Raw genomic sequence first — 16,421 nt, 5'->3', positions numbered from 1 at the left:
GAATACGGGGGCGCTATCCCCGTTTGTACCCGAATTTCCTGAGCATTCTGACCCGCGCTGCCACATCCTCGGGACTTTCAACACCCCGGGGTTTCTCCCCGTCAATCACGCCCATGATCCCTCGTCCCTGGACAGATTCCGCGATGATCACTTCAACCCGGTTTGACGTGGCACAGTAAATGGTGCAGACTTCCTGGATGTTCTTGATCGCATTCAGGATATTGATGGGATAACAGTCTTTCAACAGGAGGAGGAAGGAATGCCCTGCACCAATCCGGCCCGCATGATCTGCCGCCATCGTTTTCAATTCGTCATCATTCCCATCAACCCTGATAAGGCAGTCCCCGGAGGCTTCACAGAATGCAAGGCCGAACCTTGCAGCCGGCACGGACCCTGCTACAACCTCGCTGATGTCCTCGACGGTCTTAATGAAATGGGACTGCCCAAGAATGAGGTTCACATTATCGGGCATTTCCAATGCCACAATTCTGAATACCACGTTATCTTCCATTGCTGCCACTTCCACCACACATTATGTGGGAGATGCATCTTTCCCGTAATAAAGGATTGTTCTGTCGTGGAGAAGGATCCCGGGGCTTGTCCGTCAGGCAAAAATATAAACCTCCCTGAGATACACCCCCCTGATGAGAATACATGACAAAATCAACGCCGTTCAGTGCCGCGAACCAGATCCGGGAAGCAGAAGTGGATTTCCGTAAATGGAATACCCTGCCATCGCCGGATATTGTGCGCCTGACCATCAGGGCCGTGGAGGATCGGGGAATAACCGTTGTCCCGGCAGCAGATGGGGATGCGGCCCTCGCTATACTAAAGAAGCTCATTCCTCAGGGTGCGGAGCTGATGACCGGTTCGTCAACTACCCTGATCGAGATAGGGTTCGACGAATATATTGCCAGCGGCAGGTCGGGATGGAAAAGCCTTCACGCGAGCATCACTTCAGAAAATGACGAGAAAAAACGGGCTGAACTCAGGAGAAAATCCGTAACTGCAGACTACTTCGTATCTAGTGCAAATGCGATCGCACAGACTGGCGAAATTGTTGCCTGCGATGCAGGCGGGAGCCGGGTGGGTGCATGGCCGTTTGCTGCGGGTCACCTCATCCTCGTGGTCGGGATCAACAAGATCACACCATTACTCGAACTGGCGATGCAGCGGGTATTTGAGTACGCGTTCAGGCTGGAGAATGCACGGGCACAGCGGGCATACGGGACGCCGAGCAGCATTGGTAAATGTGTGATCCTTGCCCGCGAGAAAATTCCCGGCCGGGTGACACTGGTCCTTGTCAACGAGGCACTGGGATACTGAACAGGCCATTTGTAATGCACGTATATCGCATCCTTTTAATCATAGACAGTATATGTCAGATTAACAACTTCAGCAGACCGGATGAGTGTATGCAATGACGATAAAATACCTGAAGTGCTGCGCGCTCCTGTTCCTTGTATGTGTTTTGATTGTCCTGGTTCCCGTTTCCGCGGCAACCACAACTGAGCAGTCGATCAGCGACTCATTGACAAGGGGCAGCAGGTTCACCGTTTCCCTCACCGGCCTGCCGAACACCTCCTATTATATCTGGCTCCCCGGAACATTCACCATGACGGGCAAACCGGGAGACCAGCCCCCGTATATTGCGGATAATACAGAGAATGTGATGAAGGATCCGGCCGGCGGCCCGTACACGATAGGGTCATACCAGTACAATAATGGCGGGGGACGCACGATACGCGACGACGTAGCAGCATCCACACCTGATATGCCCAATACCAATTATTACGCGCTGGTCACGACGGATGCAAGCGGTCAGGCAATCGTCCAGTTCCAGACATCTACGAATACGGCACTCAGGTCTTATTCGGTAAAAGCGGAAAATCCCCAATCCGTTGAAGGGGACAATCTCCTGATCGAAGAGACGCTTTATACCCGAAAAGCACCGGGCCCGATGATCATCACACCCACGGAGATTCTGGTAACCCAGACTACGACACCTCTCCCGATACCTGTCCCCACCACCGTTCCTGAGATTAGTTCACAGGTCCCGACCACTCCTCTGCCTGCGACTACACTCCCACGACATGCCTCGCTGGAAACAGGTATTGCGCTTGTTTCTGTGTTCGCCGGCCTGATATTACTCCGGAGAAGGTGAGCCCGGGCAGTTGTCCGGACGACACGGGGAAACTACGAGGAAATAGTTGCCCCGGCAAAAAAAACACCTGCGTACCCTGCCAGGGAGAATGGGTGATCTCCTATGCCTGAAAAACAATTCACGCTGGATACTATGATGCGACCACCGGAAACCGATCCCATAAGGAGGTTCTTCGTACGCCCGGTTTTCCTGAGCCTGACGATAGGTATCCCGTTTTGTATATTCAAACTCCTATTCGGTATGATGGCGATCCGGGAAAACCCCTTGGGTATCCCGTTTTTTCCGGTTTTGGGCTGGCTGATCGTAATCTGGGCGCTTGCTGACCTTCTCATGAACACCGGGAGATCCCTCCTGGATCTCAGTCACCGTCAGGCAGGATTTGAATATTGTACTATCGCACAAATCGGACGGATTGTCGGTAAACCCACCGTCTTCCTTGCGATCGATACCCTGATAAGTTTCTCACTTATCTGTACCATGCTCTGGACGGGATGGATCACACAACTCAGTCCTTTGGAATCATTCCTCTGGTACGCAGCCACCACCATGAACCTCATCAGTCTTTCCCTTGTGTCGCTCTACAATGAGATCCGGCATGCGGATGCATGAAGAGTGTGAAGAGAAACTCCACTGAGAATTTTTTTTTAAGATTCGTGTGGCTTCCTGTTACAACAAGAAAAAGTTACAGGAAAAGATGAGAACAGGAGAATGAGACCTGCGCGCCCTCGTTATTTCGTGTCCTCTCCGAGGGCTTCCCGGCTCCGCATCTGGTACAGCACCATCGGATCCATCTCTTTGTAGCTGTCCCCGCCGGTCCGCATGATCACGTTGCCGATTCCGCTGTTGACGATCATCTTGGAACAGAGAAAGCAGGGCCATATCTGGGTAATTTCGTCAGTTTCAACGTCGAACCCGGCCAAGTAGAGCGTACACCCCCGGGAGTGCTTCCCGGCCTGGAGGAGCGCGTTCATCTCCGCGTGAACACTCCTGCACCGTTCGTAGTTCGAACCCGAGGGGATGTTGTGCTCCTTTCTCCAGCACCGGTTCAGTTCGGTGCAGTCCATCTGTTTCCGGGGCGCGCCAGTGTACCCGGTGGAAACAATCGTATTGAATTCATCAACGATGATTGCACCGAAATTGCGCCGGAGGCAGGTACCTTGGTGGGCGCACCGGGCAGCAAGGTCAAGGAAATACTGATGCCTGTTGGTCCGCATTCAAAAGAATATGGCAAACCCCGGTATTAAAGAAGCATGGTTTGAACGCTTGATCCCGGGCTACATAACCCTGCTGACAATGTACACGATTATTACGAGATGTATTACAAGAAACACGGGGACCAGGTAAAATTTTACTTTGTGAGTCTTATGCCGGCAGAGCCTCATGGCACAAAACCCTCCCACGGGACCGAGGAATGCCAGTGCCAGGAGGGTATTTTCGCTTATCCGCCATGCGGTACGCTTTGCCTTCCCCTTGTCAAGGGCAAATGCACCAAATGCGAGCAGGTTTGCCACAAGGTAGAGAACAATAAAAACCAGCATATCGGCTATGATTACCAGCTCCAATGAGTATCTGTCCTTTGTCCGGGATAATCCTATGGAGGCTGCATCGTGAGGGCGAGTTATTAACGATAGGGATGTATTCCTGATGCACAAGCCTGCCGCAACCTATGCATTCACCACGATACAATACCTCAGTATCCATGGATGATCTGACCACAGATGACATCATCGCCATCCATTTGCGTCTCATCGCACATGAGGGAGGCGATGCACGGATACTCTCGGAGGCCGGTCTTCACCAGATGGTCTTTCAGGTAAACCTGTCTGGCAATGGGTTCCATAAAGCAGCGTTTGTCCTCTTCTCGTTCTGTGCGTATCCCCCGTTCATCGAGGGAAATGTGGGGACTGCACTCGGCATTATCAAAAAAATCCTTGACGCAGATGGCTATCGGATTGACTTCGGGAACAAGGACCTCTCATATCTGCTCAAAGGTGTTGAATCATTTTCCCTTGAGATCGAAGACCTGGAAGACTGGATGCACCTGCATGCTCAAAAAACAACCGGCCGCTGATTATAACGGCAGGGTGGTCTGCTGCACATCGGGTTTTTCAAAGGAGGAGACGCGGATACCGATGAGCCGTATTTTCCTGCCGTTGTACAGCTCCCGGAACAGGGCATGGGCATGGGATCGCAGGAGTGCCGGGTCGCGGGAATAGTGGGGGAGACTGTGACTTTTGGTCCTCGTGACAAATCCCTGGAACCGGACTTTGACGGTAAGTGTCCGGAACCTGAGCTGCCCGTCTGCAAGAGCTGCATGGACATCATCAGCAAGGGTGTCGACTGCCGGGAGCAGGGCATCGATCGAATCGGTATCCGTTTCGAAAGTCATCTCCCGTGAGATCGATTTCATGCCGTCGCGGGCCACAACCTCACTGTCATCGATTCCCAGGGACACCTGCCGGAGCAGAACCGCCCCACGGCCAAACCTTCCTATCAATACCTGGATATCATACCGTGCAAGATCACCGATGGTCCTGATTCCGAGATCAAAGAGCGCGGTTTCGGTCTTTTTCCCGATCCCGGGAATCTTTCTCACGGTCATCGGATCGAGAAATTCGTGGAGTACTGCGGGTTCCACTATCATCAGCCCATCCGGTTTTTTAACATCTGATGCAATTTTTGCCACAATTTTCGACGGGGCGATCCCTATCGAACAGGTAAGGCCAAGCTGCCGGTGAATGGTTGCCTTGATCTCTCCTGCCAGGGTACGTGCCGCTTCAAAATTCCCGAGAGGGGATACATCGAGGAAGGCCTCGTCAATACTTACCTGCTCCAGAGGATACCCGTACGATCCCAGGATCTCCATCACTTCTGCAGATGTCCGGGTATATTTTGCAAAATCCGGGGGGAGAAAGATCGCATGGGGACACAGGACAAATGCCTGCGAAACAGGCATTGCCGACCGGACACCAAACGCCCGTGCTTCGTACGAGCAGGTAGAGACAACACCCCGGCCTTTGCCTTGTTTTGGATCTGCACCTATTACCACAGGTTTTCCCGCAAGGCCGGGTTGGTACCGGACTTCTACGGAGGCGTAAAAACTGTCCATATCCAGGTGCAGGATAATCCGCTGCCGGGGGTCATGCGGAACCATTTTTTAAAAGATGGTACTCCCGGAGATATAGTACTTTAGCGGGCAGGCTGAAAGTGACCGCATGTTTTTTTACCGGTGCAGGGAATTCGTACGGTCTTATCCGGGCAGGCTAAAAAATATCGTGATAGTGCCCATCAGGTGTAATCCTGAACGTTGAACCACATCCGCCACCCGGCTCCTGGCAGGAGAGGAACCTTCCGTCATCACCAAGGTCATCGTCGCAGCATAATGTTTTAGAGTTGCCACAGACCGGGCATATATGTGACATTTTTTTCTCCGGGGTTCTTTACGTGATGGACAAAATGTTTGAACCGGGCATATGCATAGTGATTGGTCATTCCCTGGCAGGATTGAGAATGACTCAATATTTTTTCAGGTTTTTTAAAAAAAATCTCTCTATAAAAAATGGATTTTTCCCTACTCCAGTGTTCTGCGGTAGGTGACTATACCGAGGATGAACATCGCAGTGGAGAAGATTATCAGTGCAACGAGGTCGGTACCAATCACGTCGAGCCCCTGGCCCCTGAGAATGATGCTTCTCAGGGCATCAACCCCGTAGTATTCAGGGTTGATCACGGTGATCCAGCGAAGCCAGTCCGGCATACCGATAACCGGGTAGAACGCTCCCGACGTCATGAACAGGATGAGGTTGAGGAAAGCGACAGTAGACGCATATTCCTGCTGGGCAGAAAACCGTGAAGCAAATGAGACCACAAGACTGGTAACTCCGATACAGGCAATCAGGATCACCAGCACGACAAGGAAGAAATCCGTGAGGCTCTGGATGATGATACCGGTAATGAGGATATCGATTAAGAATATGGTAAATCCCGCAATGAATGCCCTGATAGTTCCGCTCGATATAATACCGGCAATAATGCTTGTACGTTGGACCGGTGTAACCAGGTAACCTTCGTGGATTCCGTTTTCACGGTCCTTGATGAGCGCTATCCCGCCACCGAACATAGTGGAGGTGAAAATTGCCATCATAATGACGCCGACGCCGAAGAACTGGAGGTATTTTATGTCTCCGTAGATATTGTTGATCATTACCGGGTTTTTCGCTGCAAGACTGGCGAGGACCCCGTTAAGCGCGGATTCGACGAGCGTCGGTGTGATTGAATCTGAGCTGTCTACGTACAGGCGGATTGCATGGTCACTGGATACTTCCGACGGAAATACAATGACTGCGGTTACGAGCCCTTTGGCAAGATCGTGTTTGGCCGTGTTCTCATCGGAATATACAGTAACATCGAGGAGTTTTGGATAATCTTTCTGTGTAATATGGTTGAGTTCGTATGTGGCGCTTGTGAAGAGCGGTGTATTGTTGTAGGGCGGCCCTTCCTGGACAATCGCAACCGGTATATGACTGATCGTTCCACCCATCGCGTTCCCAAAAATCACGAGATACATGATGGGCATCGCGAGCGTCATGATGACGACAAACGGGTTGCTCAGGAATTTCTTGAAGTCCCGGTTGAATATTGCCACGGCCCCGCGTATCATGACGGCCTCCCCCTGGCTCCCGGTTTTGCCCCCTCCATGTTACCTGAATCCAGTTTGCTCCCGGTCAGGTAGATGAAGACATCTTCCAGAGACGGTGAATGGATCGATATGGAGTTCATCGGAAGGGAATACTCATCAAAGACATTAATTATGGCGGGCAGAACTCTGCTCCCGTTCTTTGCAGAAATGTTGAGTGTATTACCCTTGAATTCAGCCGAATTGACAAGCTGGTTGCCTCTGATTCCCGGGAGCACCCGGTCATCCGTCCTGTCGAGACCGATCTCGATCAGATCGCCTGCCGGGAGTAGTTGTTTAAGGTTTTCAAGAGTATCGAGAGCGATAAGATGCCCATTGTCGATGAAAGCGATCCGGTCGCAGAGCTTTTCTGCCTCATCCATGTAATGCGTTGTCAGGATGATAGTTGTTTTTTCCTTGTTCAGATCAGAGATCTGCTGCCAGACTTCGCGACGGGCCTCGGGGTCAAGACCGATCGTCGGTTCGTCAAGGAAAAGGATGAGTGGATGGTGGATAAAAGCGCGGACGATCTCCAGTTTCCTCCGCATACCTCCGGAGAATGTCCCGACTCTCATATGGGCACGATCGGTCAGTTCAGTCATCTCGAGGAGTTCCCAGATTCTCTTATCAAGGATCGCGTCCGGGACGTCCACCAGTCGGCCGTAAAAATCGAGATTATCATATGCAGTAAGTTCTACATCGAGTGTGCTGTTCTGGGGACAAACGCCGATAATGCTGCGGACTTTTTCCGGATGTTTGGTAATTTCGAAGGTATCGAGATATGCAGTCCCGGATGTTGGTGTGAGAAGGGTTGTCAGGATCCGTATGAGAGTGCTTTTCCCGGCCCCGTTTGGCCCGAGAAGACCAAAGATCTCCCCCCGGTATACGGTGAATGCGACATCGTTGACCGCCGTCACCGTCTTTGTCTTGCTCTGGAAGGTTTTTGTGATATGGTCTATGCGGATAATTTCGTCCGGGTGCAGACCCGGATAGTCCGTATTTTCTGTTATTTCCTTACCCGGAATCCCGTATCCCGGCTGGTTGTCTGGTATTTGCGATCCCATACCTCACCTTAACTGATTTTGGAGAGAATGCTCCGGAGTTTTTCCAATGACTGACAGAGTTCTTCGAGATCTTCCGTATTCAGATCACTGAGAAGGTTTTTAACGTCGTCTTTATACAACGCCCCTGCCTGTTTCAGGTGTTTGCTTCCGGATGATGTGATGGTAATGTTTATCACCCGACGGTCCCGGGTATCAGGGATGCGTTCAACATGACCTTCCCTGATAAGCTGGTCGACGAGGGTCGTCATATAGGGTTTGGAGATGTAAAGGCGCTTTCCGAGTTCTGACATCGGAAGCGTGCCTCCTCGCATCAGGACGCCGAGCAGACGATACTGTGCTGCCTGCATTCCTGTAATGCCGTGTTCCGACCTGAATATTTTTTTGTGGTAAAACGGCAGGAGTGCAAGAAGGTTGTCCGCAATCATGTCCCTGCGATCATCGGTCACATTCGTAGGTTTTGGTTTTGAGGATTAATAGTTTTATGATCAAACTATTCTGCGTATGAACTATTCAGGAGCTGATGATTCGTAATTGCACACTACGGAACGTTCAGGACCTGGCAAAAATAACCTCGTATTGCAGAAGATCCCGCCTTACAAGGATTTATTATCTCCATAGTTGTTCATTATTGCAGATACTCAGGTGAATCTACTAAAAGTGGGGAGATAAACCATGATCACGCTCCGTTTTTATCGGATCTATGATATCGGAAGGGAGATCGATCTTGACTGGCTTGAGAAGGCCCTTGCCCAGAATTATTTTACCGCACGGTCCAGTTTCGTCAGGGTAAAACCCAAATCGATCATGCTCGAAGACCCCCCGCTGATGATCCAGATGCACCCGATCCGGGTCGAGCGGGATGGCAGGCCCTTTGAATTCTCCGTGGTTGCCCGGGTCTATGATATCGGCGCAATCAGTTATTGTTTCATTTACGAAAACCAGGATGCGGATCCCGCTGAACTGGAAAAGATAGCATTCCAGTTTGCGGGACAGGAGGGGCTCTCTGAATTCTATGTCCAGTATCTCAAGACGCTTGGTGAGATCATCCGCCCGCATATCAAGAGTTTTGCCATCAACCCGGATTTCTACGAGGATTATACGATTTATGTCACGGATCGGCGGGACGATTCCTTCGATCCGGTCGCGCTCCTGATCGGGGAGAAAACCAATGTGTCCCCGCAGATGCGCGAAGAGATTACTAGGAATTCCCTCAGTTACACGACAGATGACCTTGCGATTCTCTCATGGGATTCAGCACTTCTGTGCAGTCCTGACAGCCCGACTGATATCATAGACCTGATCGAATTTGCCAATGTGCAGGTGCTCGAACTCCGGTACTATGACCGGGAGCTGACCCGGGAGATGGAGAAGATGTACGATGATATCGAGCATGCCGACCGGCTATCAGCATTCCGCCGGAGCCGCCAGTATCATGCGATCATGGTAAAACTCATGGAGACTTCGGCAGAGATCTCCGAGATCATCGAGAAGGTTGACAACCTGATCAAGGTTACAGAAGACGTGTACTACGCAAGGGTCTATGCAACAGCATTGAAAGTACTGAGGAGCAGCCAGTGGAGCGAGAGCGTCAGCCGCAAGATCGAGGTCATCCAGGAAAATTACTCAATGCTGTCCGATGAAGTGCGCATCCAGCACTCAAACTTTTTGGAATGGGTGATTATTATCCTGATCGCCCTTGAATTCGTGCTTGCTATCTGGCAGAGCATACGGTAAGGGGACAGTCTTTGGCCTTCGAATGTTTCCAGTGTGGCGAGTGCTGCAGTCACCTGGGCTATGTTCATGCCATAAAGGAATCGTACGGGGATTACCGTTTTTTAATTTACAATAATTATACCGGAGAAGAGACCCCGGTAACGGTGGATCCTGACAAGCACGAACTCTTCGATGACAAGAGTATTTTTGAAAAACTACCGTACACCTGCCCGTTCTTCCGGCACCAGCCCGGCAGCGAGCTGGCATACTGCACGGTTCACCTGACCCGCCCGGAGATCTGCAGGGATTACGGATGCTGGCGTCTTCTCATCCTCAATCACACCGGGAGAAGGGCCGGGAGAATCAAGTATATACGGACGCTCTGTTCTGAAGATAGCCTCCTGACCCGTATCTGGGACAGCTGCACCGAAATCCATAGCGAGCCGGATGATCAGAAGTGGGAAGATGCCATGATACGGATCCTTATGAGGGCAGGTTATACCGTCCGGAGATAACTGGCTGAATAGCCGATTTTTCCTGTCAATTTCATGCGCCCGCCCGGGAACTGAAGCGTACCGGCGCCCCACTCACTTTCGCCTCATGCACCCGCCCTATTATATAGCCGGCTGCTGCGATTTTCATAACGAAATGATCGGCAAAGGCGCGTATCTCCGGCAACTCACGGCATCGACAACGCAGATGAAATCTGTAACTGTGGGTAAAGAACTCGAAGGAAGTACTCCGCCGTCAGTTTTTATCGGCAGCTGGAATTATCCCGATGTCTATGCCGGCCCCATGGTAGTGCAGGAACACGGCGATACCCGGATCATGGATATGCCGGAATCATGGATCTCCGGTAACAAAACCCAGGAAGAAATTATCGGGTACCGGCTTAATCTCATCCGTGGAAAGCGCCGGGTCCATGCTGCCGATCTCGATAACCGGTTTGTGGAAAAACTTCAGGCGATTTCCCTTTCCGGATCATCCATTGAGAGTGAAATCTCTTTCACAAGCACGCCGCAGGGACAGTCATTTTCAGAAGAGCATACCCCGTTCGGGCCGAGTGCACCGATAGAACATCTTGCGATTGAAACCGGCCGATGGGACCGTGATCTGGAAAAAGTGTTTTATGATACCGATCTGAAGGCTGCCGAGGCTGTCCGGGACCTCCATAAGACCGGGGTCCCGTTCTCGAGCATCCAGAAAGCATTCTCTGTCGGGACCATGGGTCGGGACTCTATGAGGCACCTTGTCCCCACCCGGTGGTCGATCACGGCCTGCGATACCATCATTGGCGACAAGCTTCTCGCGGAAGTGAAAAAATGCCCTGTCATCGACACATGGCGGGTGCATGAGTTCTCCAGCCTGCACAACAACTATGCAGTCATCCTGATGCCGACCGGCTGGCAGTACGAATGGTCGGAAGCCTTCCTCCATGTGCTGGGAAACGAGGAACTGGTCTTCTCGGATCACGAGGGAAACCGGAAAAAAACTGAATACTCCCCGCTCGGGGGTTGTTACTACTCCTGCAAGATGGCAGTTCTCGAAGCGCTCGCCCGGGAACAACGGCAGGCAGGAGCGATCATTCTCCGTGAGGCATTGCATGGGTATGTGCCTATGGGTGTCTTCAATGTCAGGGAAAACGTGCGGAGTGCCATGCAGCAGCCGGCACGGGAGTTTGAGGATATCAGGCCTGCGCTTAACTACCTCTCCGGCAAATTTACCCTTCCCATGGATCGGTTCATAAAGGAAGGTGACCTGCTCAGGACAATGATCCGGCAGCGGCAGTGCACGCTCAGTGATTTTTCAGGATTGCATACTGAATGTTCAGTGGTCTAAAGCTCTCACAATGTTTCGGAGATTTGCGCGCTGTAAAGAAATTTTTTAAAAAATTAAATTGATAACCTAAATTAACAAAATATCTCCGCAACATCGATATTAAAACAGGGGTTCTTTTCCCCGCGACCCTATACCCCCCCACCCCCCTCCGGTTTCGCTTCCCATTAGCGTACATTAGCGTTTTACAGCGCCACGTAAAATGCCCCGTTCTCCGTAAATCTGGAGCAAAATGCGTATCTGGAAAAAGTGTGTAAAAATGCACACATTTTTGCAATAGTTCCGGAAATGACCTTGCCGGATTGGCAAACCGGCCTCGTATAAGGCCCGGATTTGAGGGTTTGACTACAGGTATTCCGGAAGATCCTTCTCCGACGGGGATATACCTGGCAACTCTTTCCCTGCCTATCCCCGGGTCCGCCCTGCGATCTTCATGGAGTATCGTCGGGGCTCCTCGATCACAATCCCCGTGCCCCTCGCCCCACCTGCCCGGCCACAGCCCCGCCGCCGTTTTCACCAGCGATGTGCTCCCACCTCATTTACCGGGATCACTCGGCCTAACACTCCCACAGAACTTGCGAAGACACTTGGCGTCGCACGATCCGCAGTGAGCCGGTCCATCCAGGCACTGGAAAAAGTGGGACTCGTGGAATGCCTGACGCCGGACGAAAATAGGGACCGGTATTACCGGACAAATGAGACCGGGAAAAGGGTTGTTGCGATTATTGAGGGGGAAGGGGAATAATTTTTCCGGGAGTTTACGAGAATCATAGGTCAGCTTTTCGTTTATTCGAATTTTTTTAGGCTGGTACAACGATACAGGGATATTTTTAAGAAGGAAAAACGCTAAATAGAGACAGCCAAAGGCGTAGCGAGGTGATTGTATGCCAACGAGTAAGAAACAGATGGTGAAGCTGAACCAAGTGAAGAAGGCCAAGGCAGAAGAGCTCTCGAAGAAGGCGGCGGCGGGTAGCCAAGAGGCCCAGAAGAAGCTCAAGAAGCTCGAGAAAAAGCTCAAGTGAGCCGCGTGGAAGCTGCCTCGCTCATTTTTTTTTATAAAAAAATTATTTCCTCGAACCCAGCGCTATTACATATGCCACGAAAACAATGGACAGGAAACCCGGCACAACAGGCAACGGGGATTTCTGGGTGGTTGCGGGAACAGCGGTAGTACCTGAAGCAACGGGGCTGAGCGTGGCATTCAGATCAATGGTTTCGCCTTTTTTCGGGTACTGGTCGATTGTTCCGGTAAACGGAATGTACCCGGCCTTGTAAACCGCGAACGTCTTGTAGGGGGTACCGGTAACATACACCTGGACTACCAGGTTTCCCTTATATATCTGACCTTTAACATCGTTATCGAACGAAACATCCGCGCCATCAACATTGGAGTGGACTGCATAGTATCCTGTATCTCCACCGACCGTATCCGGAGTCGCGGGGGTTGCGATCGTTGTGGCAACCGGATTTAAGGTGGCATAGAGATCGATGCTCTCACCTTTTCCCGGAACACTGCTGATGGTTCCTTTGTATGTCGTGAAACCCTCCTTTTCCACAGTAAAACCCTGGTACGGTGTTCCCGTACTGTAGACGGGCACATAGACAACTCCTTGTGTGATATCACCCTTATCGGAGCCGTCAAACTGGACATGCGCACCATCGATATTACTGTGCACAACATACCATCCCATATCCCCGCCGACACTGGTCTGGGTTGTGACGGGAAGCTGGTTGAGTGTCGCATAGATATCTACCGATTCTCCTTGTCCGGGCACCTGCGTTATAGAATCAACAAACGTGGAGTATCCATATTTCTGGACCCGGATCGTTTTGTAAGGCGTGCCTGTTGTCGAGGCAAGGATCGTAAGAGTTCCCATCTGGACGGTCCCGACAAACTTGTCATCCATATAGACGTTCGACCCGTAGACATTGCAGTGGATCACATACCATCCCGAATCCCCGCCAATCGTTCCGGAGTCGGCAGATACCGGGAACGGGCAGATCACCAGGAGAAGACTTAACATAAGAACAAACGAATACCCGCGCTTCATCACGATCACTTCTGATATATCTCACGTTTGAGGGACTGTTATAAAAAACTCCCGGATAAAACCCGGCTTAAACGTGCAATGAAAAAGGGGAATTAGGGGCGTGAACGCCACGCCATGACGAAACCGGCGATCCCGATTCCCGCAATAAGGGGGAGCGGCGAAAGGGGAGATTTCGCTGTCGTCGGGAGCGGCGAAGGTGCCAGGGACGTCACTGCAGGAGCTGCCGTTGAAGCAGATGTGGGGGCCGCCCCGGGCACAACCAGCTGGAAGGTGCACTTGGTAAAGACATCATCGACACCAGGCAGGTTGAAGGCCGCCGAAAGGGCCGAAGCCGCTGCAGCATCCTGGATGCTGCCGGTACCCGTGAAATTGAAGATATCAGCACCGGTTTTGGCATTGATAACCTGACCCGAAAACTGGCCGGTAGTCTGCATGAAAATGTCCAATACGCCGTTATTACCCGGGTTCTGGACGATCACATAATAGGTAGCCGCTGGAAGGCCGGTTGTCTGGTACGTTTTTGAGAAGGTCCCGTCGGCATTGACCGGGACAGTCGTGATATTGACATAATTACCGGCAAACACCCAGATCTGGATGCCCGCAGTAAGGTTCCCACCGGTAGCCACACCGCTTATCGTTACAGGATCACCGATATTCGGTTGTAAAGGGGATGCAGATGCAGATATAAAGGGCTTCTGGGCAACTGCTGCAGCCGTGGTTGTTGCAGGGTTTGCGGTGCTTGCAGATACCTCAAAACCGGAAACCGGCAGCATAATACATGCCGCAATACAGAACAGCGCACATATAACCATTCCATAGGAACGTGACATCTTCATACGGGACATTGGGACGGTAACTGATATTATAGTTATGATGCGTTTTTATGTTCCCGCAGACTCTCATCTTATGAAGTATTACGGCTAATCCCGGTAGAGAAATTATGCCGCAGACCAGGGGAACAATGGAGCAGTCCGGAACTAATCGGAGGACCGTTTATTATCTCTTCCTTCTGGGGTTCTTTGCCATCTTCTCAACAACCATTTCGAAGAACCCGGTGTTGCCCCTCTTCGCACAATCACTCGGAGCGGACGATTCGATCATTGGACTTATCGCTGCTTTTTCTCCTCTCGCAGGGATCCTCTTCTCATTTCCCATAGGTGTTCTCTCCGATCATCTTGGCAGGAAGCGGCTGCTTATCTGTGCGGGATTCGTATTCCTTGCAGCCCCGCTCGCCTATCTCCTCATCACAGACCCGCTCTGGCTGATACCGGTCAGATTCTTCCATGGTACTGCGACGGCAATTCTCGGCCCGGTTGTCTCAGCCGTGATCGCAGAGCGGTTCCCCTTAATCAAAGGAGAGATGCTGGGACAGTACGCCTCGGCGACCCTTATCGGCAGAATGATCGCACCGCTTGCCGGGGGTGCTATCCTCACATGGTTCATCATGTACCCAGGACTCGTTCCGTTCCAGATGGTATACATCGTGGCGGCACTCGCCGCAATCCCGGTTTTTATCCTGACCCTGATGTACCGGGAGGATCGATCCGCGGCGCTATATATCCTCCCACTCTCGGTCTTCCGGGAGAGTTTCGTCACATTCTTTTCGAATCCACGACTGAGGGGGACCGCCTTCGTGGATATGGCGACCTATTTCGCATACGGGGCGTTTGAGACATTCCTGCCGGTCTTCCTGTCAGGCCGGGGCGTCAGCCCGTATGAGATCGGTATCATCTTCGCCGTTCAGGTTTTAATGATCGCCGCAACAAAACCGTTCTTCGGAAGAATTGCCGACAGGGTAGACAAACGCCTGCAGATTGTCGCCGGGCTCCTTATCACCGGTTGTTCAACAGCCATGGTCACGTTCGCCTCATCGTTTGGGATCTTCCTGCTCGTGAGTTCCCTGTTCGGTTTCGGAATATCCCTATCGACCGTTGCAACCAGCGCCTACGTCGCGGACGTAGCACGAAAAGAGCAGATAGGCGCGTCTATGGGAGCACTTTCTTCGATCATGGATATCGGTCAGTCTGCCGGACCACTTATCACTGGAATCATCATAACCGCTGCAGGTTACACATCCGGTTTCCTTGCCAGTTTCATTCTTGCTGTTGTGATCACCGTTTTCTTTGCAGTATCAGTGAGAGAAGGATCTCCCGGAAAAATCAACGCTTGAAGATGGTCACAAACTCGGTTTTTGCAATTGTATGACCTAAAAGGGCTCCGTCTACTGATTCACGGTTCGCAGTCGGCTGGGTAATATCCATGTCAACGGCATACAGCCTGAACACATAATGGTGGGTGGAACCGATAGGAGGACAGGGAGGATAATATCCCCGTGAACCAGCACTGTTGTCCCCTATATTTGCGCCGTCGTCCAGCACTTTTTCGTTCGGCTGCCCGGCGCTCAATCCCCCGGCAACCGGGGGGATATTGTATACTATCCAGTGAGTGAACGTGCCGGCCGTGGCATCGGGATCATCGATGATCAGCACAAGACTTTTTGTGCCTGACGGGATCATATCCCAGGATACTGCGGGAGATTCACTTGCTCCCAAACAGGTACTTGCTGCAGGAAGCGGAGAGCCGGGTGAAAGCGAACCAACCCTTATGGTTAATGTACCGGCAGGAGCTGCCGAGGCTACAGGAGGAGAGATTGATCCGGTGGTGGGAGTGGGGGACACAGATTCCGGGGCGGCTGAAGGAGCGGGCGCAGTGCATCCGACGATACCGGTAGCCAGGAGCATGATGACAAACAGGAAAAGGAATGACCAGACATACATACACGGGAGAGGACATGCAAATACATAAGCATGATGATGGACCGGTCCTCTATTGGCTACCCGCTATTGGCTATCTATTTACGTCCCCGGCATCAATAGCTCGTACAATCAGAATAAAACCGGAAACGACTCCGTGAGGCG

At 51.7% G+C, this 16,421-nt stretch carries 20 protein-coding genes; 10 read left to right on the top strand and 10 right to left on the bottom strand.

Features of this window, described 5'->3' with window-relative positions; genetic code table 11:
• Window positions 1-13: 13 nt before the first annotated feature.
• On the bottom strand, window positions 14-529 hold the full coding sequence (locus tag ABSE13_RS05985; protein ID WP_424027594.1) for an adenosine-specific kinase: 516 nt from the start codon (window positions 527-529) through the stop codon (window positions 14-16).
• A gap of 125 nt (window positions 530-654) precedes the next feature.
• On the opposite strand from ABSE13_RS05985, the gene ABSE13_RS05980 reads away from it, so the two are divergent.
• The 3 genes from ABSE13_RS05980 to ABSE13_RS05970 all read left to right on the top strand — a co-directional run bounded on the left by ABSE13_RS05980 (window position 655) and on the right by ABSE13_RS05970 (window position 2,773).
• A complete protein-coding gene (locus tag ABSE13_RS05980) occupies window positions 655-1,326 on the top strand; it encodes a lactate utilization protein (protein ID WP_424027593.1) in 672 nt (223 codons plus the stop codon).
• A gap of 94 nt (window positions 1,327-1,420) precedes the next feature.
• Complete coding sequence (locus ABSE13_RS05975; protein ID WP_424027592.1) at window positions 1,421-2,164, top strand: hypothetical protein; 744 nt, start codon at window positions 1,421-1,423, stop codon at window positions 2,162-2,164.
• A 102-nt stretch (window positions 2,165-2,266) separates the two neighbouring features.
• Window positions 2,267-2,773 carry a hypothetical protein gene (locus ABSE13_RS05970; RefSeq protein WP_424027591.1) on the top strand — a complete coding sequence of 169 codons (507 nt, stop codon included), beginning with the start codon at window positions 2,267-2,269 and terminating at the stop codon, window positions 2,771-2,773.
• A 119-nt stretch (window positions 2,774-2,892) separates the two neighbouring features.
• Here the strand turns inward: ABSE13_RS05970 and ABSE13_RS05965 are convergent, their stop codons facing one another.
• Together ABSE13_RS05965 and ABSE13_RS05960 are read right to left on the bottom strand one after the other, a co-directional pair.
• Window positions 2,893-3,378 (bottom strand): deoxycytidylate deaminase, encoded by a 486-nt coding sequence (locus ABSE13_RS05965; protein WP_424027590.1) that lies wholly within the window; start codon window positions 3,376-3,378, stop codon window positions 2,893-2,895.
• A 60-nt stretch (window positions 3,379-3,438) separates the two neighbouring features.
• Window positions 3,439-3,726 (bottom strand): DUF1294 domain-containing protein, encoded by a 288-nt coding sequence (locus ABSE13_RS05960; protein WP_424027589.1) that lies wholly within the window; start codon window positions 3,724-3,726, stop codon window positions 3,439-3,441.
• Between the two features lie 137 nt (window positions 3,727-3,863).
• Between ABSE13_RS05960 and ABSE13_RS05955 the strand changes: the two genes are divergently transcribed.
• On the top strand, window positions 3,864-4,235 hold the full coding sequence (locus ABSE13_RS05955) for a hypothetical protein (RefSeq protein WP_424027588.1): 372 nt from the start codon (window positions 3,864-3,866) through the stop codon (window positions 4,233-4,235).
• Here ABSE13_RS05955 and dinB read toward each other — a convergent pair whose 3' ends face one another.
• From dinB to ABSE13_RS05935, 4 genes are all read right to left on the bottom strand, one after another.
• Window positions 4,236-5,318 (bottom strand): DNA polymerase IV, encoded by a 1,083-nt coding sequence (gene dinB / locus ABSE13_RS05950; RefSeq protein ID WP_424027587.1) that lies wholly within the window; start codon window positions 5,316-5,318, stop codon window positions 4,236-4,238.
• A gap of 417 nt (window positions 5,319-5,735) precedes the next feature.
• The gene (locus ABSE13_RS05945; RefSeq protein ID WP_424027586.1) at window positions 5,736-6,824 is read right to left on the bottom strand and encodes an ABC transporter permease; all 1,089 of its coding nucleotides are present in this window, start codon (window positions 6,822-6,824) and stop codon (window positions 5,736-5,738) included.
• Window positions 6,821-7,903: an ATP-binding cassette domain-containing protein gene (locus ABSE13_RS05940; RefSeq protein WP_424027585.1), complete on the bottom strand. Its 1,083-nt coding sequence runs from the start codon at window positions 7,901-7,903 to the stop codon at window positions 6,821-6,823. The genes ABSE13_RS05945 and ABSE13_RS05940 overlap by 4 nt, the downstream gene beginning before the upstream one ends.
• A gap of 8 nt (window positions 7,904-7,911) precedes the next feature.
• On the bottom strand, window positions 7,912-8,349 hold the full coding sequence (locus tag ABSE13_RS05935) for a MarR family winged helix-turn-helix transcriptional regulator (RefSeq protein ID WP_424027584.1): 438 nt from the start codon (window positions 8,347-8,349) through the stop codon (window positions 7,912-7,914).
• A 226-nt stretch (window positions 8,350-8,575) separates the two neighbouring features.
• Between ABSE13_RS05935 and ABSE13_RS05930 the strand changes: the two genes are divergently transcribed.
• The 5 genes from ABSE13_RS05930 to ABSE13_RS05910 all read left to right on the top strand — a co-directional run bounded on the left by ABSE13_RS05930 (window position 8,576) and on the right by ABSE13_RS05910 (window position 12,474).
• Complete coding sequence (locus tag ABSE13_RS05930; RefSeq protein WP_424027583.1) at window positions 8,576-9,637, top strand: RMD1 family protein; 1,062 nt, start codon at window positions 8,576-8,578, stop codon at window positions 9,635-9,637.
• A gap of 11 nt (window positions 9,638-9,648) precedes the next feature.
• Window positions 9,649-10,131 carry a YkgJ family cysteine cluster protein gene (locus ABSE13_RS05925; protein ID WP_424027582.1) on the top strand — a complete coding sequence of 161 codons (483 nt, stop codon included), beginning with the start codon at window positions 9,649-9,651 and terminating at the stop codon, window positions 10,129-10,131.
• 133 nt (window positions 10,132-10,264) lie between these two features.
• Complete coding sequence (locus ABSE13_RS05920) at window positions 10,265-11,455, top strand: Nre family DNA repair protein (RefSeq protein ID WP_424027581.1); 1,191 nt, start codon at window positions 10,265-10,267, stop codon at window positions 11,453-11,455.
• A gap of 430 nt (window positions 11,456-11,885) precedes the next feature.
• A complete protein-coding gene (locus ABSE13_RS05915; RefSeq protein WP_424027580.1) occupies window positions 11,886-12,197 on the top strand; it encodes a MarR family transcriptional regulator in 312 nt (103 codons plus the stop codon).
• 139 nt (window positions 12,198-12,336) lie between these two features.
• Window positions 12,337-12,474, top strand: coding sequence for a hypothetical protein (locus tag ABSE13_RS05910; protein WP_424027579.1), 138 nt, complete (start codon window positions 12,337-12,339; stop codon window positions 12,472-12,474).
• A 42-nt stretch (window positions 12,475-12,516) separates the two neighbouring features.
• Here the strand turns inward: ABSE13_RS05910 and ABSE13_RS05905 are convergent, their stop codons facing one another.
• Window positions 12,517-13,503 (bottom strand): hypothetical protein, encoded by a 987-nt coding sequence (locus tag ABSE13_RS05905; protein WP_424027578.1) that lies wholly within the window; start codon window positions 13,501-13,503, stop codon window positions 12,517-12,519.
• A 92-nt stretch (window positions 13,504-13,595) separates the two neighbouring features.
• The gene (locus ABSE13_RS05900) at window positions 13,596-14,339 is read right to left on the bottom strand and encodes a hypothetical protein (RefSeq protein ID WP_424027577.1); all 744 of its coding nucleotides are present in this window, start codon (window positions 14,337-14,339) and stop codon (window positions 13,596-13,598) included.
• 104 nt (window positions 14,340-14,443) lie between these two features.
• Here ABSE13_RS05900 and ABSE13_RS05895 point away from each other — a divergent pair, with 104 nt between their 5' ends.
• On the top strand, window positions 14,444-15,673 hold the full coding sequence (locus ABSE13_RS05895; RefSeq protein ID WP_424027576.1) for an MFS transporter: 1,230 nt from the start codon (window positions 14,444-14,446) through the stop codon (window positions 15,671-15,673).
• On the opposite strand, the gene ABSE13_RS05890 is transcribed toward ABSE13_RS05895, so the two are convergent.
• Window positions 15,663-16,280, bottom strand: a complete 618-nt coding sequence (locus tag ABSE13_RS05890) for a YbhB/YbcL family Raf kinase inhibitor-like protein (RefSeq protein WP_424027575.1) — start codon at window positions 16,278-16,280, stop codon at window positions 15,663-15,665. The genes ABSE13_RS05895 and ABSE13_RS05890 overlap by 11 nt on opposite strands.
• Between the last annotated feature and the right edge of the window lie 141 nt (window positions 16,281-16,421).

Origin of the sequence: Methanoregula sp. (assembly GCF_049518935.1) — an archaeon.
Taxonomy (GTDB): domain Archaea; phylum Halobacteriota; class Methanomicrobia; order Methanomicrobiales; family Methanospirillaceae; genus Methanoregula.
Note: the sequence above shows the minus strand (reverse complement) of the source record. Positions and strands in the feature narration are given on the sequence as shown.